This is a genomic window from Variovorax sp., from assembly GCF_035634955.1.
Lineage (GTDB): Bacteria > Pseudomonadota > Gammaproteobacteria > Burkholderiales > Burkholderiaceae_C > Variovorax.
In genome coordinates this window covers 268506-293005 of record NZ_DASQBZ010000032.1, presented here as the reverse complement: position 1 = coordinate 293005, position 24500 = coordinate 268506, and the positions used below count along the sequence as shown (strand labels likewise).

Sequence of the window (24500 nt, the reverse complement as noted above, 5' to 3'; positions counted from 1 at the left end):
GGCAAGGTTAAGCGCGTGCGGCTCACCTCCATCAAGCTCTCCGGCTTCAAGTCCTTCGCGGAACCGACCAATTTTCTGCTGCCCGGCCAGCTCGTCGGGGTGGTGGGGCCCAACGGCTGCGGCAAGTCCAACATCATGGATGCGGTGCGCTGGGTGCTGGGCGAATCGCGCGCCTCGGAACTGCGCGGCGAGTCCATGCAGGACGTCATCTTCAACGGCACCACCACCCGCAAGCAGGCCAGCCGCTCCAGCGTGGAACTGGTGTTCGACAACGCCGACCACCGCGCCGGCGGCCAATGGAGCCAGTTCGCCGAGATCGCGGTCAAGCGCGTGCTCACCCGCGACGGCAACAGCAGCTACTACATCAACAACCAGCCGGTGCGCCGGCGCGACGTGCAGGACGTGTTCCTGGGCACGGGCCTCGGCCCGCGCGCCTACGCCATCATCGGCCAAGGCACCATCAGCCGGATCATCGAGTCCAAGCCCGAGGAGCTGCGCCTGTTCCTGGAGGAAGCCGCCGGCGTCTCCAAGTACAAGGAGCGCCGCCGCGAGACCGAGAACCGCCTGTCCGACACGCGCGAGAACCTCACGCGGGTCGAGGACATCCTGCGCGAGCTCAACGCCAATCTCGAGAAGCTCGAGAAACAGGCCGAGGTTGCCGCCCGCTACAACACGCTGCAGGCCGATGCCACGCGCAAGCAGCACCAGCTCTGGTACCTCAAGCGCGCCGAAGCCGAGAGCGACCAGCAGCGCATCAGGAACGACTCGTCCAAGGCCGTCAACGAACTCGAGGAGCGCACCGCCGAACTGCGGCACGTCGAGGCCGAGCTCGAGACCGTGCGCCAGGCGCACTATGCCGCCGGCGACGAGGTCAACCAGGCACAGGGCAAGCTGTACGAAGCCAGCGCAGAGGTCGGGCGGCTCGAAGGCGAGATCCGCTACGTGGTGGAAAGCCGCCAGCGGGTGGAGCAGCGCCTGGTCCAGCTGCGCGAGCAGATCGCCCAATGGGGAACGCGCCAGGAAGAGGCCCAGGCCGAGATCGAGACCCTGGCCGGCCAGGGCGTCGACGCGGAAGAACAGGCCACTTTGCTCGCCGCCCAGCTCGAAGAACACGACGCGCGCATGCCCGAGCTGGAAGAGTCGCTGCAGCGCGCGCAGGACGAGGCCAATGCGCAGCGCGGCGCCGTCGCGCAGGTGCAGCAGCAGATCCAGGTGCTGGCGGCCGACCAGCGCAATATCGAGGAACAGACGCGGCAGCTGCAGACCCGCGCCGAGAAGCTGCAGGCCGACCAGCGCGCGCTGGCCGCGCCGGACGAGGCGCGCCTGAGCGACATGCAGGCGCAACTGGCGCGCGCCCAGGAGGCCGCCAACGAGACCGACGCCCGCCTGCACGAGTTGCAGGAATCCGTCCCGCAGCTGGACGAGGACCGGCGCGCGCGGCAGAACGAAGTCAACACCGAAGGCGCGCGCCATGCCGAACTGGCCGCGCGGCTGGACGCCCTGCGCGCGTTGCAGGAGAAGGTCAGGACGGACGGCAAGCTGGCACCGTGGCTGGCCAGGCACGGGCTGGACGGGCTGCAGGGCTTGTGGAGCCGCATCCACATCGAGCAGGGCTGGGAGAACGCGCTGGAAGCGGCATTGCGCGAGCGCATGGGTGCACTTGAAGTCAGCCGCCTCGACATGGTCCGGGGCTTCCTCGGCACCGATGGCAAGGACGCGCCGCCGGCCAAGCTGGCCTTCTACAGCCCGCCCAGCGCGGGCGTGTCCGGCGGCGATGCCGGGCTGCCGCGCCTGGCCAGCCTGCTGCGCCTGAACGACGCCGGCCTGCAGGCATTGCTGGGCGACTGGCTGCATGGCTGCTTCACCGCCGGCACCTTCGAAGAGGCGCTGGCCCAGCGCGGGCAGTTGCCGCCCGGTGGCGTGATCTACGTCAGGAACGGCCATGCGGTGTCCGCCCACGGCGTCAACTTCTATGCGCAGGATTCCGAACAGGCCGGCCTGCTGGCGCGCCAGCAGGAAATCGAGAACCTGGAACGCCAGCTGCGCGCCCAGGCCCTGATCAGCGACGAGGCCCGTAGCGCGTTGGTGCGCGCCGAAGCTGCCTACCAGGACGCCGCGCAGCGGCTGGTGACGGTGCGGCGCGAAGCCCAGGAAGCCCAGTCGCGTGCCCACGAACTGCAGGTCGAGACATTGCGCCTGACCCAGCTGGCCGAGCAGACGCGTGCGCGCAGCGAACAGCTCAGCGGGGACCTGGCCGAGGTCGAATCGCAGCTCGAAGACTTGCAGGAGCGCCGCATCACCGCCGAGGCTCGCTTCGAGGAACTCGACCTTCAATTGGCCGACACCCAGGAGCGCCATGCGCAGCTGGACGAGCGCGTGATCAACGCGCAGCGCCAGCTGGGCGCCAGCCGCGAGCAGCACCGCAGCCTGGAGCGCCAGGCCCAGGAGGCCACCTTTGCCCAGCGCACGCTGGAGGCGCGCCGCGCCGAGTTGCAGCGGGCGATCCAGACCGCCGATCAGCAGGCCACGGCGCTGGCCGACGAGAACGAGCGCGCGGGCGCCGAGCTCCAGCGCCTGTCCGACGCCGCCGCCCAGGCCGGCCTGCAGAACGCCCTGTCGCTCAAGCTGGAGCGCGAGACCGCGTTGGGCGCGGTGCGCAGCCAGTACGACGACCTGACCATGAAGCTGCGCGCCAGCGACGAGCGCCGCCTCAAGCTCGAGCGTGACCTCGAACCGATGCGCCAGCGCCTGACCGAGTTTCAGCTCAAGGAGCAGGCCGCCCGGCTGGGCCTGGAGCAGTACGACCAGTTGCTGGCCGACGCCCAGGCCGACCTGGAGGCGGTGGCCGCCACCATCGAGGTCGACAAGGTGCGCCTGCAAGGCCTGCAGTCGGAAATCGATCGTCTGCACCGCGAGGTCGCGGCGCTCGGCGCCGTCAACCTGGCGGCGCTCGACGAGCTGGCCAGTGCGAGCGAACGCAAGACGTTCCTCGACGCGCAGTCGGCCGACCTGAACGAGGCGATCACGACGCTCGAGGACGCAATCCGCAAGATCGACGGCGAGACCCGCGAGTTGCTCGCCGGCACCTTCAAGACGGTCAACGAGCACTTCAGCCGCATGTTCCCCGAGTTGTTCGGCGGCGGCACGGCCAAGCTCATGATGACCGGCGACGAGATCCTCGACTCCGGCGTGCAGGTCATGGCCCAGCCGCCGGGCAAGAAGAACCAGACCATCCACCTGCTGTCGGGCGGCGAGAAGGCACTCACGGCCATCGCCCTGGTGTTCGCCATCTTCCAGCTCAATCCCGCGCCGTTCTGCCTGCTCGACGAGGTCGATGCCCCGCTGGACGACGCGAACACCGAACGCTATGCCAAACTCGTGACTGCCATGAGCCGCGAGACCCAGTTCCTGTTCATCAGCCACAACAAGATCGCCATGGAGATGGCCGAGCAACTGATTGGCGTGACCATGCAGGAGCAGGGCGTATCACGCATCGTGGCGGTCGACATGGAAGCAGCCGCTTCCATGACGGAAGCCGCCTGACCAAAAGAAGAAACACAGCGCACGCAACATGAGCAGTCTCACCGTCGCCCTGGCCATTCTCGGCGGGCTCGTGCTGGCCGCGATCATCGCCTTCAACACGTGGAATTCGCGCCGCAACGCGCCGCGCCAGCCCGACCTGGGCGACGAGGGCGGCTCGGCGTCACCACCCGGAAACGAAGCGGCCGACGAGGATGGGCCGGCCTTGCGCATCGATCCGGGCCTGGACCACGAGCCGCCTCGCGCGCTCGAGCGGCACGAGCCGCAGTTCGATGCCGAGCTTCCGGCAAGAACCGGCGCATCGGTCGGCGGCGTCGAACGCCGCGGTGCGCTCGATCCGCTGATCGACGTCATGGCGCCGATCGCGCTCGACGGCCTCGTCAGCGGAGACGCGGCGATCGCGGCCATGCCGGCCACGCGCCGTGCCGGCAGCAAGCCGGTGGCCATCGAGGGCCTCAACGAGAAGTCAGGCCAATGGGAGCCGCCCACGGCAGGGCAGCGCTATCGCGCCTTCCAGGCAGGCGTGCAACTGGCCAACCGCACCGGCGCCCTCAACGAGATCGAGTATTCGGAGTTCGTCGTCAAGGCCTCGGCTTTCGCCGACGCGCTCGGCGGCACGCCAGACTTTCCAGAAATGCTGGACGAGGTCGGCCGTGCGCGCGAGCTGGACCAGTTCGCCAGCTCGCATGACGCACAGCTGAGCTTCGTGCTGCGCGCCCGTCACGCAGCCTGGAGCCCCGGCTACGTGCAGCAGGTGGGGGCGCGGCTGGGCTTCGTGCCGGGCCTGCTGCCCGGGCGCATGGTGCTGCCCACGGCCGAGCCCGGCCTGCCACCGATTCTCGGACTGGCCTTCGACACCCAGGCCGCGCTGGCCGATGACCCCACGCAGTCGGCGATCCGCGAACTGGTGCTGAGCCTGGACGTGCCCCAGGTCGCGCGCAGCGAGCAGCCCTTCGGACGGATGCGCGAGATCGCCGCCGACCTGGCGCGCGACATGGATGGCGTGGTCACCGACGGCGACGGGCAACTGTTGCGCGAAGAGACCATGGACATCATCGGCGCCGACCTGGAACTGCTCTACGACACGCTCGATTCACGCGACCTGGCGGCCGGATCGGCCCTGGCGCGGCGCCTGTTCAGCTGAGCCCATGACGACGAAACACGAGAAGCCTTCGGCGGCGATCAGCGCCGAGGCCGAGAAGCTGCGCGCGGACCTGCGCCGGCACGCGCACCTTTATTACGTGCTCGACGCGCCCGAACTGCCGGATGCCGAGTACGACCGCATGTTCCAGCGCCTGCAGGCGATCGAGGCCGAGTATCCCGCGCTGCGCACGCCGGACTCGCCCACCTTGCGAGTCGGCGGCGCGGTGCTGCCTTACCTCACGCCGGTGCGGCACGTGGTGCCGATGCTGTCGATCCATACCGAGACCGACACCACCGCTGCCGGCGCCGAGGCATTCGACGCGCGCGTGCGGCGCGAACTGGGCCTTGCGGCCGACGATCCGCCGGTCGAATATTCGACCGAGCTCAAGTTCGACGGCCTGGCCATCAGCCTGCGCTACGAGGATGGCGTGCTGGTGCTGGGTGCCACGCGCGGCGACGGCGAGAAGGGCGAGGACGTCACGCAGAATCTGCGCACGATCGGACAGATTCCGCTGCGGTTGACCGGCGAGGCACCGCCCGTGCTGGAAGTGCGTGGCGAGGTGTACATGCGCCGCGACGCATTCGAGCGGCTCAACGAGCGCCAGCGCGAAAAGGGAGAGAAGACCTTCATCAACCCGCGCAACACGGCGGCGGGCGCCATCCGCCAGCTCGACCCCGCCTTGGTTGCGCAGCGCTCCCTGAGCTTCTATGCCTACGGCCTGGGCGACGTGCAGGGCTGGACGGCGCAGCCCGCCACGCACAGCGGCACGCTTGACGCGCTGGCGGCCTTCGGGCTGCCGGTGGCAAATATTCGGGCGGTCGGGCCCGGGCCTGCGGTCCTGGTCGAATTCCATGCCAGGGTCGCGGGCGAGCGCGACGCGCTGCCGTTCGACATCGACGGCGTGGTCTACAAGGTCAACAGCCTGGCGCTGCAGCGGCAGTTGGGCTTCAAGACGCGCGAGCCGCGCTGGGCGGTGGCGCACAAGTACCCGGCGCAGGAACAGGTCACGCGGCTCAACGGCATCGACATCCAGGTCGGCCGCACCGGAAAGCTCACGCCCGTGGCCAAGCTCGAGCCGGTGTTCGTCGGTGGCACCACGGTCAGCAATGCCACGCTTCACAACGTGTTCGAACTGCGGCGCAAGGGCGTTCGGGTGGGCGACACCGTGATCGTGCGCCGCGCCGGCGACGTCATTCCCGAGATCGTCGGCCGGGTGCCGCAGCCGCGACCCGCCTACGTTCCGAATTTCCGCATGCCGCGTACCTGCCCCAAGTGCGGCAGCGCGGTGGCGCGCGAGAAGGGCGGTATCGACCATCGCTGCACCGGCGGCCTGTTCTGCCCGGCACAGCGAAAAGAGGCCATGCTGCATTTCGCCGGGCGCCGTGCGATGGACATCGAGGGCCTGGGCGACAAGCTGGTGGATCAACTGGTCGACGGCGGCATCGTGCTGAGCCTGCCGGGTCTGTACGCGCTGGGCGTGGCCAAGCTCGCGGCGCTGGACCGCATGGCCGACAAGAGCGCGGCCAATCTGGTCGCGGCGCTGGAGCAGAGCAAGCAAACGACGCTGCCCCGGTTCCTGTTCGCGCTGGGCATCCGGCAGGTGGGCGAGAGCACCGCCAAGGACCTGGCACGCCACTTCGGCAGCCTGGACGCGATCATGGGCGCCACGCCGGAACAGGCCGCCACGGTCGAGCAGTTGCTCGAAGTGCCGGACGTCGGCCCGGTGGTGGCGGCGAGCGTGCACACCTTCTTCCAGCAACCGCACAACCGGGAGGTGGTTGAGCAGTTGCGCGCCGCCGGCGTGCATTGGGAAGAAGGCGAGCCGACGGCACGCGCGCCCAAGCCACTGGCGGGCAAGACCTTCGTCATTACCGGCACCCTGCCGAACCTGGGGCGCGACGAGGCCAAGGACAGGCTCGAGGCCGCGGGGGCCAAGGTGGCCGGATCGGTCAGCAAGAAGACGCACTATCTCGTCGCGGGCGCCGAAGCCGGCAGCAAGCTCGACAAGGCGCGCGAACTGGGCGTGACCGTCATCGACGAGGCGGCCATGCTGTCGCTGCTGGCGGGCTGAGCCCTTCGGCGCGGGCAACGCGCTGCTACGCGTCTTTACGCTGCTTTACCCTGGCCCTGAATACGCGCAACGTGGCGCGGGTCGAATACCTTGAGTCGGCCGCATGTGGCCGGATGCAAGGAGCACGCATGAAGACGCACATTCCCCGCTGGGCCGCCGTCGGTGGCCTGGTTGCCTCGGCCGCCTTGCTGGGCGGCTGCGTGGCGGTGCCGGCCGGCTACTACGCGCCGGGCGCCGTCGTCGAAGGTGGGCCGCCGGTGGTGGTGGCGCCGCCGGTCAGCATCGGCATCGGCGTTGGTGGCAACTACGGCAGACCGGGCTACTACGGCGGCCGCGGCTACTACGGCGGCGGCTACTACGGCGGCCGTGGCTATTGGGGCCGCCCCCGCTACTGACGCTCGACAGCGGGCGGTGCGATCGCGGCATGCACCCGATAATCGCGCCATGGCCATTCGCGAGATTCTCAAGATGGGCGACCCCCGGCTGCTGCGACTCGCGCAGCCGGTCACCGCCTTCGACACCGACGCGCTGCACCTCCTGGTGCGCGACATGTTCGAGACCATGGCCGCCGTCAATGGCGCGGGCCTGGCGGCGCCGCAGATCGGAGTGGACCAGCAACTCGTGATCTTCGGCACCGATGCGCCCAACCCGCGCTACCCCGATGCGCCGGTGGTGCCGCGCACGGTGCTGCTCAATCCGGTGATCACGCCGCTGGGCGACGAAGAAGAGGAGGGCTGGGAAGGCTGCCTGTCCGTGCCGGGCCTGCGCGGGGTGGTGCCCCGCTTCGCGCACATCCGCTACACCGGTTTCGATCCGTACGGCGACCCGATCGAGCGCACGGCCACCGGCTTCCACGCGCGCGTGGTGCAGCACGAGGTCGACCACTTGCTTGGCAAGCTGTACCCGATGCGGGTGCGCGACTTCTCCCGCTTCGGTTTCACGGACGTGCTGTTTCCCGGGCTGGATGTCGGCGACGACGATTGACCGGGCGGCGCGCGACGCGCGTCGCGCCGCCGCCACAGACTGGCCTCAGTTGTAGCGGCCGCCGGTGCCGCCAACGCTGAAGCGGCCGGCGCCGAGGAAGGCCACCGCCACGGCGGCGAACAGGAACATACCCTGTAGTTCCAGCGCCCAACCGCCGTTCTTGCCGAGAGCGAACAGGTCCTTGGTGTGGACCAGCCAGAGCGCCACCAGCATGTTGATGACGACGATCCATGCGGCCGGGCGCGTATAGATGCCGGCAATCAGCAGCACCGGTGCCAGCACTTCCCCGATGTAGACCAGGTAGGCCAGCGCGCCGGGCAGGCCGTGCGATGACAGCATGCCGGCGATGCCGCCGACGCCGGAGCTGATCTTGGAGATGCCGTGCAGCAGGATGAGCACGCCCAGTACGACTCGCAGTACGAGTTTGCCGGTATCGTCGGAACGGACCATTTGCAGTTGCCTTTGCTTTCTGTCTTATTGGTTGAAGTGCGCGAAAAGCGCCATTGTGTTCAAAGCGCGGCGCGTGGCAAGGGCCTGCCGGGGAACGCCTGGGGTCATGCAGCTTCGGCCTTGCACACGCGACGCCACTACACTGCCCGCTGCACCGCGACTCCCGAGAAGACTCATGACACATTTCCGCATCGCATTCGGCGCCATCTCGCTGGCGCTTTCCTTCGTGGCCGCGCCAGCCTTCGCCGGCAAGACGCTCGATACCGTCAAGCAGCGCGGCAGCCTCAAGTGCGGCGTGACCAATGGCGTCGCGGGGTTCTCGGCGCCCGACACGCAAGGCCGCTGGGCCGGCCTTGACGTCGACAGCTGCCGCGCCATTGCGGCGGCGGTGCTGGGCGACGGCAACAAGGTGGAGTTCGTGCCGCTGAACTCGCAACAACGCTTTGCCGCACTGCAATCGGGCGAGATCGACATCCTGGCGCGCAACACCACCTGGACGCTTTCGCGCGACGCCTCGCTCGGGTTCAACTTCACCGCCATCACCTATTACGACGGCCAGGGCTTCCTGGTGCCCAAGAAGCTCAACGTGTCGAGCGCCAAGCAACTCAAGGGCGCCACCATCTGCACCCAGTCGGGCACCACCAACGAAAAGAACGCCTCCGACTGGTTCCGGGCCCAGAACATCCAGGTCAAGACGCTGGTGTTCGAGAACTTCGAGGCTTCCTACAAGGCTTTCTTCGCCGGCCGGTGCCAGGCCTTCACCACGGATGCCTCGGCTCTGGCCGGGCTGCGCAACAAGGAGGCGTCCAACCCGGAGGACTACGTGATCCTGCCGGAGCTGATCTCCAAGGAGCCGCTGGCGCCCCTGGTGCGACGCGGGGACGACGAATGGTTCGCCATTGCCAAGTGGACCTTGTTCGCGCTGATGGAGGCCGAAGAGGTGGGCATCACGCAGGCCAATGCCGACGAACTCAAGGCCAACAGCAAGGACCCGGCCGTGCAGCGCCTGGTCGGTACGGGTGACGACATGGGCAAGCTGCTCGGGCTGGACAAGGACTGGTCGCTGCGCGCCATCAAGGCGGTCGGCAACTACGGCGAGATCTTCGAGCGCAACGTCGGCCCGAAATCGGTGCTGGGCCTGCCGCGTGGCGCCAACAACCTGTGGAGCAAAGGCGGCCTGATGTACGCACCGCCGGTGCGATGAGCCGCGGCCACGGCGGCGGCGCCCGCCCGGCCGGCCGCTGGCTGGCCTGGGCGCTGCAGCTGGCGCTGATTGCGGCCATTGGCCTGGCGGTCTTGTGGATGGTGCGGCATGCGCTGGGTGTGCTGCAGGCGCGCGGCGTGCGCTCGGGCTTCGACTTTCTGCTGGCGCCGGCCGGCTTCGAGATCAGCGAGGGCTGGATCGCCTTCGATGCGGGCCAGCCGTTCTGGCGCGCCTTTCTCGCCGGCGTGGTCAATACCGTCCGCGCATCGGTGCCGGCGGCCGTGCTGGCCGTCGTGCTGGGCACATTGCTGGGCATCGGACGGCTGGCATCGCACATGCTGGTGCGTGGGGTGTGCACCGCCTATGTCGAGGCGCTGCGCAACGTGCCGCTGCTCGTGCAGCTGCTGATGCTCTATTTCGCGCTGACCCACCTGCTGCCCGACACACAGGAGGCGCGCGAATGGCTCCCGGGCGTGTGGCTGAGCAAGGGGGGACTGGCACTGCCGTGGCCTGTTCACGAGGCGGCGCAGCGTTGGCACCTGGAATGGCCGGAAATGGGCAACTTCGGTGTCATCGGCGGCGCATCGCTGAGCCCGGAGTACCTGACGATCGTGCTCGGACTGGGGTTGTACAGCGCCGCTTTCGTGGCCGAGATCGTGCGCGCCGGCATCGGCTCGGTGGCGCGTGGTCAGGCGCTGGCGGCGCAGGCACTGGGCCTGACGCCCGGGCAGCAGTTGCGCCTGGTGGTGTTGCCGCAGGCGCTGCGGGTCATCGTGCCGGCGCTGACCAACCAGCTGTTGAGCCTGACCAAGAATTCATCGCTGGCGGTGGCGGTCGGCTATCCGGAACTGGTGTCGGTGGCCAACACGTCGCTCAGCTCGACCGGCCGTGCCTTCGAATGCATCGCGGTGGTGATGGCGGTGTATCTGCTGCTGTCGCTCGTCATCGCCGTGGTGATGAACCGGTTCAATGCCCGCGTGGCCCTGCGAGGCTGGGAATGAGCGGCGGCGGCGCGTCCGCGGCATGGCGGCGGGAGCTGTGGGGCAGTCCCTTGCGGGCGGCAGCCAGCGCGCTGCTGCTTTGCCTTGTCGGCTGGGTGCTCTGGCATGCCATCGACTGGGCGCTGGTGCATGCCGTCTTCCGGGCCGATGCACAGGCATGCCGCGCCAACGCGTACGGCGCATGCTGGGGCGTGATCGCCGAGAAGTGGCGGCCCATACTTTTCGGCCGATACCCGTTCGAGGAGCAATGGCGGCCGGCACTGGCGGTGACGGTGTTGTCCGCGCTGACGCTGCTGAGCGGCTGGCCACGGAGCTGGCGGCCCTGGTTGCCGGTCGCGTGGGTGCTGGGGTTCGCCGCATTCCTGGTCCTGATGCGCGGCGGCGTCCTGGGCCTCGCCCCGGTTCCGAGCAATCGCTGGGGCGGCCTGCCATTGACCATCTCGCTGGCCGTGGTGAGCCTGGCGTTGGCCTTTCCCCTTTCCATCCTGCTGGCGCTGGGCCGGCGCTCGTCCTGGCCGGCCGTGCGCACGCTGTGCAGCACGTACATCGAGCTGGTGCGGGGCGTGCCCCTGATCTCGGTGCTGTTCATGGCCTCGTTCCTGCTGCCGCTGCTGTGGCCGGCCGGCTGGCATCCCGACGTGCTCTTGCGCGTGCTCATGGGACTGGTCGTCTTCGTGGCCGCCTATCTGGCCGAGATCGTTCGCGGCGGCCTCCAGTCGGTGCCGCGCGGACAGGTGGACGCCGCGGTGGCGCTGGGCATGCGGCGCTGGCAGGTGCAGCGCAGCGTCGTGCTGCCGCAGGCATTGCGCCACGTGGTGCCGGCGCTGATGAACATCGTGATCGGCACGCTCAAGGACACGTCGCTCGTGACCATCGTCGGCCTGTTCGAGCTGACCGGCGCGTTGGGGTTGGCACTCGGGGGTGACCCGGTGTGGCGGCCTTTCTATCTGGAGGGCTACCTGTTCCTCGCGCTGGTGTACTGGGTGCTGTGCTTCGGACTGTCGCGCTATAGCGCCTGGCTGGAACGGCGCCTTGCCCGAGGGCATGTCCGATGATGCTCGCCGCTATAGCGCCTTCCAGTTTCTTTTCAAGCCCTCGGCACGATTCTCAAGTTTGAACACCTGCACAAGTGTGCAGTTCTTGCCGAAACGCATGCGATGCGGTTACGCTCGCGGCGCCCGGATCAAATTGCGAAGCGTTTGATCCTGCTCGGGAGCTTCGTCATAAGAAAGGACGCGCAATGCGTATCGGCGGAAGGTGGGGGTTGGAGGGTCTGCGCGCGTCGCTGCGCACGACCCGGGCGCGTCTTGGCAGCTGGCTGGGTGCCGGCATGCTGGCCGTTGCGCTGTCCGGTTGCGCCGCCGGTGGCATGGCTGGTGGCGGTGATCCGCTGCCTTCGTGGAACGAGGGCCCGGCCAAGCAGGCGATCGTGGATTTCGTGCGCGACGTGACGCGCGATGGTTCCGCCAATTTCGTGCCGCCGGGTCAGCGCATCGCGACCTTCGACAACGACGGGACGCTGTGGGTCGAGCAGCCGATCTACACGCAGTTCGCGTTCATGATCGACCAGCTCAAGGCGGCGAAGCCGCGGCCCGAATGGGCGAGCAACCCGGTTTACAAGGCGCTCATGGCCAACGACCTGAAGGGCGCGATGGCCCAGGGCGAGAAGCCACTGCTCGGCCTTCTGCTGCAGGCCAACAGCGGAATGTCCGTGGACGACTACGACAAGGCCGTGCGCCAGTGGTTCGCGACGCAGCGCCACCCCACGCTCAACCGGCCGTATACCCAGGCCGTCTACCAACCGCAGATCGAATTGCTGAAGTACCTGCGCGCCAACGGCTTCAAGACCTTCATCGTCTCGGGCGGCACCATGGAAGCCATGCGTCCGTGGGCCGAGGAGGTCTATGGCATTCCGCCCGAACAGGTGGTCGGCTCGACCCAGACCATCAAGTACGACGTTGCCACGGGCAAGCTCATGCGCGAGCCCAGCCTGTTCTTCCTGGACGACGGCCCCGGCAAGCCAGTGGGCATCAACCTGCACATCGGCCAGCGGCCGATCCTCGCCTTCGGCAATTCCGACGGCGACATGCAGATGCTCGAGTACACCACGGCCGGCGCTGGGCGCCGGCTCGGCCTGATCGTGCATCACGACGATGCGCAGCGCGAATTTGCCTACGACCGCCAGTCGGCCATGGGCAAGCTCGACAAGGCGCTTGACGCCGCGCCGCGCAACCAGTGGATCGTGGTCAGCATGAAGAAGGACTGGAAGCAGATTTTTCCCGAGGCCAGGTAGACCTCCAACTGTGAAGGAGTAAGAAGCTATGGAATTCGCATTTTCAGGGTGGCGCAGGCTTGGCCGGGTCATGCTGGCTGCCAGCGTAATGGCTGGCGGTGCGCTCGCGGCGACGCAGGTGTCGGCGCAGACCACCACACCGGCACCGGCGGCCGCACCGGCATCGGGCCAGCCGCAGACCGCCAAGCCGAACATCCTCGTGATCTTCGGTGACGACGTCGGCCAGACCAACATCAGCGCGTATTCGCACGGCGTGGTGGGCTACACGACGCCCAACATCGACCGCATCGCCAAGGAAGGCATGATGTTCACCGACTACTACGCGGAGAACAGCTGCACGGCCGGGCGCTCGACTTTCATCACCGGGCAGGCGACGCTTCGCACCGGCATGTCGAAGGTGGGCGTGCCGGGTGCGCCGGTGGGCCTGCAGGCGCGCGACATCACCATCGCCCAAGCCATCAAGTCGCAGGGCTACGCGACGGGCCAGTTCGGCAAGAACCACCTGGGCGATCGTGACGAGTACCTGCCGACCAACCACGGCTTCGACGAGTTCTTCGGCAACCTCTACCACCTGAATGCCGAGGAAGAGCCCGAACGTCCGTACTGGCCGAAGAACGACGAAGCCTTCCTCAAGGGCTACGCGCCGCGCGGGGTGATGCACTCGTTCGCCGACGGCAAGATCGAGGACACCGGCCCGCTCAGCCGCAAGCGGATGGAGACCATCGACGACGAGACCACCGCCGCCGCAATCGATTTCATGAAGAAGCAGGTGGCCGCCGGCAAGCCGTTCTTCACCTGGATGAACACCACCCGCATGCACTTGTTCACGCACGTGCGCGACGCCTACAAGGGCAAGAGCGGCATGCCGGGCAACGAGTACGCGGACGGCATGTGGGAGCATGACCAGGACGTCGGCAAGCTGCTGCAGGCGGTTGACGACCTGAAGATCGCCGACAACACCATCGTCATCTACGCCACCGACAACGGACCGAACCAGTTCAGCTGGCCGGATGCCGCCACCACCCCGTTCCGTTCCGAGAAGGACACCAACTGGGAAGGCGCCTTCCGCGTGCCGGCCATGATCCGCTGGCCGGGCCACATCAAGGCCGGTACGGTGTCCAACGAGATCGTCTCGGGCCTGGACTGGTTCCCGACGCTGCTGGCCGCGGCCGGTGACGCCGACGTCAAGGACAAGCTCCTCAAGGGCTGGGCGCCGACCACCGGCGGCAAGAGCTTCAAGGTGCACCTGGACGGCTTCAACCAGCTGCCGTACCTGACGGGCCAGGCCCCGAAGGGCGCGCGCAACGAGTTCTACTACTTCGACGACGACGGCGATCTGGTGGCAATGCGGTCCGGCGACTGGAAGATCGTGTTCTGCGAGCAGCGCGTGCCCGGCGGCATGGGCGTGTGGTCCAACCCGCTGACCTGCCTGCGCCTGCCCAAGGTATTCAACCTGCGCATGGACCCGTATGAGCGCGCCGACATCGTCTCCGACCAGTACTACGACTGGATGACCAAGAACGTCTACCTGAACTTCATCGGCACGCAGAAGGCGGCGGCGTTCCTGGAGACCTTCGTGGCCTATCCGCCGAGCCAGAAGCCGGCGAGCTTCAGCATCGACCAGATCCGCGCGGACGTCGATCGCCGCATCGAGGCACTGGAGAAGGAGCGTCCGAAGCAGGCGCCGGCCGCGGCAGCGTCGCCGACCAGCAAGTGAAGCTGGTGATCTGAGTGCAGGGCAAGACGCTGCAATCCAAGGCAGCGGCCCTGGCCACGCAATCGACACGAAGCGCCGGCCAGCCGGCGCTTCGTGCCTGTGGGCCGGCGCTTTTGCTGCTGGCCTCCGGCACGGCCGGGCTCATCTTCCAGGTGCTGTGGATCAAGCAGCTGGCACTGGTGGTGGGGATCGACGTGCAGGCCGTGGCGGTCGGCGTGTCGGCCTTCTTCGGCGGCCTGGCCCTGGGTGGCTGGGCATTCGGCCGCATGGCCGATCGCAGCGGCCGTCCGCTGGCGCTCTACGCGGCAATCGAGGCGGGCGTTGCCGTTCTCGGCCTGGCCGCGACGCTCGGCCTGGGCTTGGCGCCGGGTCCATTCGCCCGCGCGCAAGAGGCCGTCGGGCCGCTGGCCTGGTTCATTCCGGTTGCCCTGGTGGGCATTCCGGCGACATTGATGGGCGGCACGCTGCCCGTGCTCATGCAGGCACTCCGGCCGGCGCTTTCGCGCACCGGCTCGGCCGGTGGCGGACTCTACGCCGCCAATACTGTGGGTGCCATCGTCGGCTGCCTGCTGGCCGCCTTCGTTCTGATTCCGGCCTTCGGCCTGCGCGGCAGCGCGCTGTCGGCGGCCTTGCTCAACCTGCTGGCCGCCGGCGGCGCACTGGTGCTGGCCCGACGGATGGCTGCGACCGGCGGGGGCGATGTCGATGCCGCAGCGCGCGTCGAGGCACCGGCAGCCGGGCCATCCGCCGAGCCTTCGGGCAAAGCCGGGCTGGCGCTGCTGCTGTATGCGGTGGCGGGCGGCATCGCGCTGGGCTACGAGGTGGTCTGGTCGCAGTCGATCGTGCAATTTCTCAGTACCCGCAGCTTTGCCTTCGCCGTGGTGCTGGCCACCTACCTGCTGGGGCTGGCGCTGGGCAGCGCCTGGTCGGCCCGGCGTGTCGACACCTTGCGCGATCCATGGGGCACGCTGGCCTGGCTGATCGCAGCTGCCGGCGTTCTGGCACTGATCGAGATGGTGCTGCTGGGCGACTGGCTCATGCGCGGCCAGTCGCTGGTCGAGCGCTGGGTGCTCGATGCCACCGGCCGGCAGTTGCTGGCCATGTGTGCGCGATTCGCGCTGGCGGCCGGCTGCATCGTGTTCGGGCCCACGCTGCTGCTGGGCGCGGCCTTTCCGGTCGCGCTGCGCCTGGCCAGCGGCGGCGGCCACGTCGGCCGCGAGGTCGGCCGGGTCGTGGCGCTCAATACCGTCGGCGGCATCGTCGGCACGTTGCTGGCGGGCTTCGTGCTCGTTCCCTGGCTCGGCCTGGTGCGCACGCTGGCGCTGCTGGCCGTGGCTGCCTGCGGCGTGGGCCTGGTGGCGGTGCTCGCCGGCCCGGCGGTGCGCCCCGTGGTGCGCTGGGGCGTGGCCATCCTGACGGGGTTCATGCTTGCCGGCTCGGCGCTGGCGCCGCCCGACCGGCTCGCCCAGCTGCTGACGCGGGCGCGCGGCGGCGAGCTGCGCTTCTACGAGGAAAGCCGTGGCGGCACGGTGGCCGTGGTGCAGCAGAGCCAGGGCAGCAACCGCTTCAATCGCCTGTACATCCAGGGCGTATCCAACTCCGGCGACGCGATGACTTCGCAGCGCTACATGCGCCTGCAGGCGCTGCTGCCGCTGATCGTGCATGCCGGCGAACCGCGCTCGGCGCTGGTGATCGGCCTGGGCACCGGCATCACGGCCGGCTCGCTGCTGGCCTGGCCCGGGCTGCAGGAGCGCGTGGTGGCCGAGTTGCTGCCGGCCGTGGTGCGCGCGGCGCCGCAGTTCAAGGGCAACTACGGCCTGACGCAAGACCCGCGCATGCAGATCCGCGTGCGTGACGGCCGGCGCGAACTGCTCGCCAGTTCGCAGCGTTACGACCTGATCACGCTCGAGCCGCCGCCGCCGTCGGCTGCCGGGGTGGTCAACCTCTATTCGAGCGACTTCTACCGGCTGGCGGCCAGCCGCCTCCAGCAGGGCGGACTGGTGGCGCAATGGTTGCCGCTGCCCACACAGAACGACGAGGACACGCGCTCGCTGGTCCAGAGCTTCCTGGCGGTCTTTCCGCATGCCACCCTGTGGACCACCGAGTTCCACGAGATGATGCTGGTGGGGTCGATGCAGCCGATCGAGCTCGATGCCGCGCGCATCCAGGCGCGCTACGCCCAGCCGGAGGTGGCGCAGGCATTGCGCGAGGTCGGCGTGGATTCGGCCGCCGCCCTGATGGCGACCTGGGTCGGCGATCGCCCCGCGCTGCAACGCTACGCCGGCGATGCGCCCGCCGTCACGGACGACCGTCCGCGCATCGAGTACGCCGCCTGGGTGCGACGCGGCGACTTCGGCGTTTCGCTCAGTTCGCTGCTGGCGTTGCGCAGCGATGCGCCGGTGCGGGGCGCGAGCGAGGCATTCATGCAGCAGGTCACGCAGGAGCGGCGGATCCTGTACCGCTTCTACAGCGCCGGTCTGTATGCCTACGAAGGCGACCGCAAGGCCTGGCTGGAGGACATCCGCGAGGTCATGCGCGCCGATCCGGAAAATCCTTACTATCGATGGTTCACCGGCGGCTCGGCGCGCTGAGCCCCCAAGGAAAAGGACGCCATGACCGCACGTGACGACGTACTTCGCCTGAAGGCCCAGATGGGGCAATCCATCGTCGGGCAGGAGCGCATGATCGAGCGCCTGCTGCTGGGCCTTCTGGCCGACGGCCACCTGCTGGTCGAAGGGCTGCCCGGACTGGCCAAGACGCGTGCCATCAAGAGCCTGGCGAAGAACCTGGACGCGAAACTCTCCCGCATCCAGTTCACGCCGGACCTGCTGCCGGCCGACATCACTGGCTCCGAGGTGTATTTCAGCGAAGGCGGCAAGGGCGAGTTCCGCTTCCAGCAGGGCCCGCTCTTTGCCAACCTCATCCTGGCCGACGAGGTGAATCGTTCGCCGGCGAAGGTGCAGGCCGCGCTGCTCGAGGCCATGGAAGAGCGGCAGATCACGGTGGGCGGCACCACGCATCCGCTGCCGCCGCTGTTCCTCGTGATGGCCACGCAGAACCCGATCGAGCAGGAAGGCACCTATCCGCTGCCCGAGGCGCAGATGGACCGCTTCCTGATGCACCTGAACGTCGGCTACCCGGAAACCAGCGCCGAGGCGCAGATCGTCCAGCTGGCGCGCAGCGAAGAAGCCGCGGCCAGCAGTGCTGGCGTCCCGGCCGCGGCGCAGGAACCGCGCCTGGCGCAGGACAGCGTGTTCGCCGCCCGCGCCGAAGTGCATGCGGTGCAGGTGAGCGAGGCGGTCGAGCGCTACATCGTGGCGCTGGTCCAGGCCACCCGGACGCCGGCGGCCGTCGATGCCGACCTGGCGCAGTGGATCCAGGTCGGCGTCAGCCCGCGCGGATCGATCGGCCTGGACAAGGTGGCGCGCGCCTACGCCTGGCTGCAGGGGCGCGACTACGTCACGCCCGACGACGTTCAGGCGATCGTGCACGAGGTGTTCCGGCATCGCCTGATCCTGTCCTACGAGGCGCACGCGGCGCACATCAGCGCCGACGCCGTGATCGACCGCCTGGTGGAGAAGGTGGCCGTGGCCTGAGGCCGCGCCCGCCGCTTCGTCCGGACAAGGCACGATCGAGATGGACTGGCGCAAGCGCCTCCACCTGGCCGGGCGGGCACGGGCCGTGCCGCCGCCGCCGTCTGCCGGCGCCACCCGGGCCGGCGCGGTGAGCGACGCGCCGGGCGTGCACGTCACCACCGCGCAGCTCGTCAGCCTGGAGATGGCGGCCCGCGAGTTCAGCTTCCTGCCGCGCCAGCCGGTGCACAGCGTGCTGGCCGGGAGGCACGCGTCCAAGGTGCGCGGCCGCGGCCTCGATTTCGAGGAACTGCGCCTGTACCTGCCGGGGGACGACATCCGCAGCATGGACTGGCGCGTCACCGCGCGCACCGGCACGCCGCACGTGCGGGTCTTTTCCGAGGAGAAGGACCGCCCGGCGCTGCTGCTGGTGGACCAGCGCATGAACATGTTCTTCGGCACCCGCCGCGCGATGAAGTCGGTGGCCGCGGCCGAGGCAGCCGCGCTCGTCGCCTGGCGTGTCCTGATGGACGGCGACCGCGTCGGCGGCCTCGTGTTCGGCGACGAGGACGTGACCGACCTGCGCCCGCACCGCAGCCGCGACGCCGTGCTGCAACTGCTCGGCGAGATCGAGCGGCGCAACCGGCAACTGCGCGCCGACGCACCGGCCGGCCGGGGCGGCGCACAGCTCAACGAGGCCCTGCAACAGGCCGCGCGGCTCGCGCACCATGATCATCTGGTGGTGGTGATCAGTGACTTCGACGGGCATGACGCCGTGACGCGCGACCTGCTCAGCCGCATCGCGGCGCGCAACGACCTGCTGGCCGTGATCGTGCACGACCCGTTCCTGACCGAGCTTCCGGCATCCGGCGACCTGGTGGTCAGCGACGGCGAGCTGCAGGTGGAACTGGGCCTTGGCCGTGACGCGGTCCGTAGGGGCATTGCCGGGTTCGTCGATGCCCGCAGCCGCGAACTGTTCGAGTGGCGGCACACCATCGGCGTGCCGGTGTTGCCGTTATCGGCCGCCGAGGAGACCGCGCCGCAGATGCGACGCCTGCTCGGCCAGGACACGCCGCAGGCGCGGCGCGGACGGATGGCATGACGCGCGCCGCCGGCACCGTCGCTGTCGTGGTTGCACTGGCCATCGCGGCTGCACCCGTCGCCGCGCAGCCCGCGTCCAGCGTGCCGGCAGGGGCAGCCGCAGCCGTGCCCGCCGAACTGGTTTCGATCGCCCGCCTGGCCGACCCCGTCCTGCCCGAGCCCGTGGCATGGCTGCCGCAGACCCTCGGCTGGCAGATCCTTGCCGGCCTGCTGGTTCTGGGCGTGCTGTGGCTGGTGTGGCGTGCCGCGCGCCGCTGGTGGCGCAATCGATACCGGCGCGACGCTCTGGCCGAATGGCGACAACTGGAGGCCCGTTGGCAGCTCGAACCCGACAACGCTGCGGCGGTGTTGACCGCGCTGCCGGTGCTCGTCAAGCGCTGCGCCCTGTCGGCCTGGCCGCGCGAACAGGTTGCCTCCCTCAGCGGCGCCGCGTGGGCGCAATTCCTCGAAGTGCATGCCGGGCATGCCACGCACGGCGCGCAGGCGCTGGCGCCGCTGGTGCGCGAGATGCAATACCAGGACCAGCAGCAGCTGGCCCGGGTGCCGGCCCACGACGTGCGCGTGCTGCTCGATGCGTCGCGCCAATGGATCGAGGGCCATGTATCAGCTTGAGTACCCCTGGCTCCTGGCCTTGCTGCCGTTGCCGCTGCTCGTCTGGTGGCTCATGCCGGCGTACCGCGAGGAAAGCGCGTCGATCCGGCTGCCTTTCTTCGGCGAGGTGGCGCGGGCGGCAGGCCTGAAGCCGGCCGCCGGCGCCGTCGTGCCGCGCAGCAACTGGCTGCAGAAGATCGTGGCGCCGCTGGCATGGGCGCTGTGCGTGCTGGCGCTCACGCGGCCCCAGTTCGTCGAGCCGCCGCTGGAGAAGATCCAGCCCGCGCGCGACCTGTTGCTGGCGATCGACCTGTCGCAGTCGATGAGCACGCCCGACTTCACCCGGCCCGACGGTGCCGTGGTCACCCGCGCCGAGGCAGTGCGGCAGGTAGTCGGCGAGTTCATCGAGCGCCGCAAGGGCGACCGCATCGGACTGGTGGTGTTCGGTGACGCGCCGTATCCGCAGGCGCCATTCACCATGGATCATGTGCTGGTGCAGGCGCTGATCGACCAGTCGCTGCCCGGCATGGCAGGCCCGCGCACCGCCATGGGCGACGCCATTGGGCTGGGCATCAAGATGTTCGACAACAGCCAGGCGCAGCAGAAGGTGATGATCCTGCTGACCGACGGCAACGACACCGCCAGCAAGATGCCGCCGGACCGCGCCGCACAGATCGCCAAGGAGCGTCACGTCACCGTGCACACGATCGGCATCGGCGACCCGAACGCCAGCGGCGAGGAAAAGGTCGACCTGGACCTGCTGCGCAAGGTGGCCGCCGACACCGGCGGGCGCTTCTTCTTCGCCGGCAACCAGGGTGAGCTCGAGCAGGTCTATGCGACGCTCGACAGCATCACGCCGCAGAACCACAAGACGCTGTCCTGGCGCCCGCGGCGCGAGCTGTACATGTGGCCGCTCGGTGCCGCGGTGCTGATGGTCATCGGCTACCAGCTCGTGATGGTGCTGGTGGTGCTGGGCCGGCGCCTGATCGCGCCGCGCAACCTCGACGAGGCGATCGAGGCGGCCACGCTCGAGGCGGACCCGGCACCGGCGCAGGCCGGTGGCAGGAGCGGGTGATGGAGACGCTGGCCCAGTTCCACTTCCTGCGTCCCTGGTGGCTGCTGGCGCTGCTGCCGGCAGCGTTGCTGCTGTGGGCGATCGGCCGGCGCGAGGACGTGCGTCGGCGCTGGCGCCAGGTGATCTCGCCGCATCTGCTCGAGGCCCTGGTCGTCGACCCTGGCCGGCGCCGCCGCCTGCGGCCGGTCCATCTCACCGCAGCGCTGATCGCGGTCGGCGCCATCGCCGCCGCCGGGCCTACCTGGGAGCGCGAGCGGCCTCCCTTTCTCGAGGAGAAGGCACCGCTGGCCATCGCCATCGACCTGTCTCCCTCCATGAACGCGGTCGACGTCAGCCCGACGCGGCTCGAGCGCGCCAAGCTCAAGGTCAAGGCGTTGCTGGCACAGCGCGGCGGTGCGCGCACCGCCATCTACGCCTATGCCGGCACGGCGCACATGGTCCTGCCGCTGACCGACGACGCGCAACTGATCCAGACCTTCGTCGATGCGCTGCAGACCCGCATCATGCCGGTGCCCGGCAAGAACACCGCCCTGGCGCTGCGTACGATCGACACGGCACTGTCCAAGGAGGACACACCCGGCACCATCGTCTTCTTCACCGACGGTGTCGAGGCCGGGGCATTCCAGGCGCTGCAGGCGCAGGCCGACAGCGGCCGCAGCCAGCCGGTGGTGCTGGCCTTCGGCACCGAGCGCGGCGGCCCGATACGCAGCGCGGACGGAGATGGCGACGGCGGCGGGTTCGCGCGACTGGACCTGCAGGCCCTCAAGCGGCTCAAGAGCCAGACGGACGTGCCGGTGGCCACGGTGACGCTCGACGGGGACGAGGACGTGCAATGGGTGCAGCACCGTGTCCAGTCGCATCTGGCGCAGAAGATCGCGGAATCGGGCGGCCGCTGGAAGGAGGCCGGCTGGTGGCTGACGCTGCCCACCGTGCTGCTGGCCGCGCTGTGGTTCCGCAAGGGCTGGACGGTACGCTGGATCAGCGCCTGGATGCTGGCCGTCGCGCTGGGGCTGGCCGGGGCCGGCATGCCCCGTGACGCAGCGGCGCAGGGATTGGTCAGCTCGAAGGCCCCGGAGGCGTCCGGCGGCGCCGAGGCCGGCGCCGACCTGACGCCCCCGCCGTGGCGTTTCATCGACCTGTGGCTCACGCGCGACCAGCAAGGCCGCCGCGCATTCGAGCAAGGCCGCTATGCGCAGGCCGCGGCGCTGTTCGAGGACCCGATGTGGCGCGGCCTGGCGCTGTACCGCGCCGGCCGCTTTGCCGACGCCGCGCAGGTCTTCGCGCAGGTCGATTCGGCGCAGGGCGACTTCAACGAAGGCGACGCCGTGGCCATGCAGGGACGCTACGAGGAAGCCGCGCTGCGCTTCCAGGCGGCGCTGCAGGACCGGCCCGACTGGAAGGCCGCGCGCGACAACCTGGCCCTGGTGCAGCAGTTGGCTGAGCAGAAGAAGAAGGACGAAGACGGCGAGGAAGAGCAGCCGGACCTCAAGCCCGACGAGATCAAGTTCGACCAGCGCGGCAAGAAGGGAAAGAAGGCCACGCAGACCGAAGGCGGGCAGGGCGACGACGAGATGTGGATGCGCAACATCCAGACGTCGCCGACGCTGCTGCTGGCGCGCAAGTTCGCGTTGCAGGCGGCGCAGCCGTCCGCCGCGCCGCGCCCGGCGCCCGGGCGCAATCCCGCGTCCCAGCCGCCTGCCGGAGGTCGGCCATGACGCTCGACCTTCGGCGCATGGTTTTCGTCGTACTCGCCGTGCTGGTGTACATGGCATGCGCGCCGGCGCGGGCCGCGGCGCCCGAGGTCAGGGTGAACGTGCTGGGACCGCAGCCCGTGCTGGTCGGGCAGCAGGTGGAGATCCAGGTCACCGTGGCGGCGCCGAATTTCTTCACCAGCGCGCCGCCATTTCCCCAGTTGTCCGTTGACGGCGCCATCGTCACCATGCCGGACGATCGCAGCACGCATGGGGTCGATCAGGCGGGTGGACAGACCGTGGCGACCATCCGCAAGAGCTACGTGTTCGTGGCGCGCCGCGCCGGCGAGTTCGTCCTGCCGCAGGTCCCGATCGATTTCACCTACAGCGGTGAAGGCGGCGCATCGCAACACGCGCACCTGCAACTGCCGGCCACGCGCATCACGGCCCGCCTGCCGGAAGGCGCGCGCGAGGGCGACGCCGTGCTGCCGGTGGCCGCGCTACAGGTCACCCAGCGTTTCGACCGCGACACCAGCGGACTGGCGGCAGGCGACGCGCTGGTGCGCACGGTGCAGGTCGAGGCACGGAACACGCAGGCCATGCTGATCCCGCCGCCGCAGTTCGATGCGCCCGCGGGCGTGCGGGTGTTCGCCGCCGACCCTGCACTGAGCGACCACACGGGTCGCGACGGCGGCTTTACCGGTGGGCGCCGCATCGACAAGGTCACCTATGTTTTCGAGCGGGAGGGAACCTACACCTTGCCGGCTGTCGAGCTGCGCTGGTTCGATCCGGGCTCCCACAAGCCCGCCAGCGCCCAGGCGCCCGCAGTCACGGTGCACGTCAAGGCCGCGGCAAGCGCGGGCGAGGGCATCGCGCCCGACCTGCCGGCCACCGCAGCGCAAGTCAGGCGGCGGATTCCGTGGGCGACCGTTGCCGCATGGGCGGCGGGGCTCGCGCTGCTGGCGGCGCTGTCGGGCTGGGCCTGGCGGCGCAGGAGACGCTGGCAAGCGGCTCGCGCGGCAAGGCAGCAGGCACGCTTGCGGTCCGACGCGCACATGTTCGACCTGGTATTGCAAGCCTGCCACCGCAACGACGCGGCGGCCGCCCATGCCGCCTTGCTGGCCTGGAGCAGGGCGCATGCGCGTGCCACGCCGCGCGAGTGGGCGCTGCAGGTGGGCGACGAGGCCCTCGGCGTGCAGATCGATGCGCTGGAGCGGCACCTGTTTTCGCGCGGCGTCGACGCCCAATGGTCCGCCGGCGCGCTATCGTCCGCCCTGGGCGCCGCGCACCGCCGGTGGCGACAGCAGCGAGCCGTGCGCACGGCGACCGGGTGGCGGCGCCTGAACGCGCATGAATTGCAACAACTCAACCCGATGGCAAGCAGTCAGCAATGAAGAAGAGATCGCTTTGGTGGAGCCTGGGCGCCGTGGCCGGCGTCGCCGTCCTGGTGGCCGGCGCCTATTTCGGCAGCCCGTACTGGACCGTGCATCAGATCAGGAAAGCCGCGCAGGCACGCGACGTCGACGCACTGATGGCGCGAGTCGACCAACCCGCGCTGCAGCGCAGCGTGCGCCTGGCGATGGGGTTCCGGCTGGCAGAAGTCCTCAGCGGCGGCGCCCGGGCCGACAGCCGTCCGCGGCTGGCCGAGGGCGCCACCGCCATCGCAAGCGCGCAGGCCGAACCGCTGGTGTCGCTGCTCAGCTCGCCCACGTTGCTGTTCTCGATGCTGATCGAGGGGTACCCCAGCCAGGCGCTCACAGGGCAGGTTTCGTTGCCCGCGGCTTGGCAGACGGCGGCGCAAGGCGGCAAGGCGGCCGGCGACTGGGATGCGCGGCTCAACCGTGTCGACGCCTCGACCATCGTGCTGGAGTCGCGGCAGTCACCCGGACGCGGCGGGTTCATCCTGCGCCGGTCGGGTTGGCTGAAGTGGAAGCTCAGCGGCCTGCAGTTGCCGCAGAACTGAGTCGCGCGCGGGCGCGGCCCCGCGCTGCATCCTGCGATCGTTCCTTTCGTCGCTGAAGAGCCGAGTAGTACGTCACGCATTGCGCGGCCGCGTTTGAACGCCC

Annotated in this window: 19 protein-coding genes; 18 read left to right on the top strand and 1 reads right to left on the bottom strand. The window is 69.3% G+C overall.

The window, feature by feature from the left end; genetic code table 11:
- Positions 1 to 15 precede the first annotated feature (15 nt).
- The 5 genes from smc to def all read left to right on the top strand — a co-directional run bounded on the left by smc (position 16) and on the right by def (position 7739).
- Positions 16 to 3543: a chromosome segregation protein SMC gene (gene smc / locus VES41_RS22210; protein WP_324821570.1), complete on the top strand. Its 3528-nt coding sequence runs from the start codon at positions 16 to 18 to the stop codon at positions 3541 to 3543.
- Between the two features lie 28 nt (positions 3544 to 3571).
- The gene (locus VES41_RS22205) at positions 3572 to 4684 is read left to right on the top strand and encodes a cell division protein ZipA C-terminal FtsZ-binding domain-containing protein (protein ID WP_324821568.1); all 1113 of its coding nucleotides are present in this window, start codon (positions 3572 to 3574) and stop codon (positions 4682 to 4684) included.
- 4 nt (positions 4685 to 4688) lie between these two features.
- Positions 4689 to 6755, top strand: a complete 2067-nt coding sequence (gene ligA / locus VES41_RS22200; RefSeq protein ID WP_324821566.1) for an NAD-dependent DNA ligase LigA — start codon at positions 4689 to 4691, stop codon at positions 6753 to 6755.
- A gap of 128 nt (positions 6756 to 6883) precedes the next feature.
- Positions 6884 to 7150 (top strand): hypothetical protein, encoded by a 267-nt coding sequence (locus VES41_RS22195; protein WP_324821563.1) that lies wholly within the window; start codon positions 6884 to 6886, stop codon positions 7148 to 7150.
- A gap of 49 nt (positions 7151 to 7199) precedes the next feature.
- Positions 7200 to 7739: a peptide deformylase gene (def, locus tag VES41_RS22190; protein WP_324821561.1), complete on the top strand. Its 540-nt coding sequence runs from the start codon at positions 7200 to 7202 to the stop codon at positions 7737 to 7739.
- A 45-nt stretch (positions 7740 to 7784) separates the two neighbouring features.
- Here def and VES41_RS22185 read toward each other — a convergent pair whose 3' ends face one another.
- Entirely contained in the window at positions 7785 to 8189 is a 405-nt protein-coding gene (locus VES41_RS22185; protein ID WP_324821559.1) for a DoxX family protein, read from the bottom strand.
- A gap of 175 nt (positions 8190 to 8364) precedes the next feature.
- Between VES41_RS22185 and VES41_RS22180 the strand changes: the two genes are divergently transcribed.
- The 13 genes from VES41_RS22180 (at position 8365) to VES41_RS22120 (ending at position 24397) form a co-directional block, all read left to right on the top strand.
- Positions 8365 to 9393: an amino acid ABC transporter substrate-binding protein gene (locus VES41_RS22180; protein ID WP_324821557.1), complete on the top strand. Its 1029-nt coding sequence runs from the start codon at positions 8365 to 8367 to the stop codon at positions 9391 to 9393.
- Positions 9390 to 10394, top strand: coding sequence for an ABC transporter permease subunit (locus VES41_RS22175; RefSeq protein ID WP_324821555.1), 1005 nt, complete (start codon positions 9390 to 9392; stop codon positions 10392 to 10394). The genes VES41_RS22180 and VES41_RS22175 overlap by 4 nt, the downstream gene beginning before the upstream one ends.
- On the top strand, positions 10391 to 11449 hold the full coding sequence (locus VES41_RS22170) for an amino acid ABC transporter permease (RefSeq protein WP_324821553.1): 1059 nt from the start codon (positions 10391 to 10393) through the stop codon (positions 11447 to 11449). Before VES41_RS22175 ends, VES41_RS22170 begins: the two co-directional genes overlap by 4 nt.
- 275 nt (positions 11450 to 11724) lie before the next feature.
- On the top strand, positions 11725 to 12687 hold the full coding sequence (locus tag VES41_RS22165) for an HAD family hydrolase (protein WP_324821785.1): 963 nt from the start codon (positions 11725 to 11727) through the stop codon (positions 12685 to 12687).
- Positions 12688 to 12757: 70 nt separating this feature from the next.
- Complete coding sequence (locus VES41_RS22160; RefSeq protein WP_324821783.1) at positions 12758 to 14404, top strand: arylsulfatase; 1647 nt, start codon at positions 12758 to 12760, stop codon at positions 14402 to 14404.
- Between the two features lie 14 nt (positions 14405 to 14418).
- On the top strand, positions 14419 to 16995 hold the full coding sequence (locus VES41_RS22155) for a fused MFS/spermidine synthase (RefSeq protein ID WP_414719211.1): 2577 nt from the start codon (positions 14419 to 14421) through the stop codon (positions 16993 to 16995).
- Between the two features lie 21 nt (positions 16996 to 17016).
- Positions 17017 to 18000 (top strand): MoxR family ATPase, encoded by a 984-nt coding sequence (locus VES41_RS22150; protein ID WP_324821551.1) that lies wholly within the window; start codon positions 17017 to 17019, stop codon positions 17998 to 18000.
- Positions 18001 to 18040: 40 nt separating this feature from the next.
- A complete protein-coding gene (locus VES41_RS22145) occupies positions 18041 to 19078 on the top strand; it encodes a DUF58 domain-containing protein (RefSeq protein ID WP_414719210.1) in 1038 nt (345 codons plus the stop codon).
- The gene (locus tag VES41_RS22140; RefSeq protein ID WP_324821549.1) at positions 19075 to 19689 is read left to right on the top strand and encodes a DUF4381 domain-containing protein; all 615 of its coding nucleotides are present in this window, start codon (positions 19075 to 19077) and stop codon (positions 19687 to 19689) included. The genes VES41_RS22145 and VES41_RS22140 overlap by 4 nt, the downstream gene beginning before the upstream one ends.
- Entirely contained in the window at positions 19676 to 20743 is a 1068-nt protein-coding gene (locus VES41_RS22135; RefSeq protein ID WP_324821547.1) for a VWA domain-containing protein, read from the top strand. The genes VES41_RS22140 and VES41_RS22135 overlap by 14 nt, the downstream gene beginning before the upstream one ends.
- Positions 20743 to 22458: a VWA domain-containing protein gene (locus VES41_RS22130; RefSeq protein WP_324821545.1), complete on the top strand. Its 1716-nt coding sequence runs from the start codon at positions 20743 to 20745 to the stop codon at positions 22456 to 22458. The genes VES41_RS22135 and VES41_RS22130 overlap by 1 nt, the downstream gene beginning before the upstream one ends.
- Positions 22455 to 23828, top strand: coding sequence for a hypothetical protein (locus VES41_RS22125; protein ID WP_324821543.1), 1374 nt, complete (start codon positions 22455 to 22457; stop codon positions 23826 to 23828). Before VES41_RS22130 ends, VES41_RS22125 begins: the two co-directional genes overlap by 4 nt.
- Positions 23825 to 24397 (top strand): DUF2939 domain-containing protein, encoded by a 573-nt coding sequence (locus tag VES41_RS22120; protein ID WP_324821541.1) that lies wholly within the window; start codon positions 23825 to 23827, stop codon positions 24395 to 24397. Before VES41_RS22125 ends, VES41_RS22120 begins: the two co-directional genes overlap by 4 nt.
- The last annotated feature ends 103 nt before the right edge of the window (positions 24398 to 24500 follow it).